Below are 406 nucleotides of genomic sequence, written 5' to 3' on the forward strand. Positions count from 1 at the left end.
CCATTCGAGGTCGCGCAAAAGGCCGGCTTCGAATTCGGGCGTGCAGCGGGTGATATCGATATCCTCGATGCGCAGCAGCAACCGTCCGCCGGCCCGCGCCGCCATACGCTGGTTGAGCAGGGCGGAATAGGCGTGGCCGAGATGCAGCTCGCCATTGGGGCTTGGCGCGAAGCGGAATGTCAGGAGCGTCATCTCTGAGGCAGCATTCGGGTTGAAAGGCGCTTTTGCCAATTGGTAATTAGCTATCAATTGCCACTTCGCGGGCGCCCTGGGAACAAGCAACGTGCAACGCATCGCCTCGCTCGACGACATTGCGGCAGGGCTCGATGCGCTCTGCCGGATCGACCCCCGGCTGGAGACGGTGCGCGACAAGGCGGGCGAAGTCCCGCTTCGGCTGTCGGAGCCA

At 63.5% G+C, this 406-nt stretch carries 1 protein-coding gene and 1 pseudogene; one reads left to right on the forward strand and one right to left on the reverse strand.

Annotation, left to right across the window (positions count from 1 at the left end; translation table 11 throughout):
- A partial coding sequence (locus tag EN852_RS35635; protein ID WP_246694505.1) for a glutamate--tRNA ligase family protein occupies positions 1 to 192 on the reverse strand: 192 nt, incomplete at its 3' end.
- Between the two features lie 91 nt (positions 193 to 283).
- Between EN852_RS35635 and EN852_RS42805 the strand changes: the two are divergent.
- A pseudogene (locus EN852_RS42805) lies at positions 284 to 406 on the forward strand (DNA-3-methyladenine glycosylase 2 family protein); the annotation flags it as partial.

The sequence above is a fragment of the Mesorhizobium sp. M2E.F.Ca.ET.209.01.1.1 genome (assembly GCF_004010375.2).
GTDB lineage: Bacteria > Pseudomonadota > Alphaproteobacteria > Rhizobiales > Rhizobiaceae > Mesorhizobium.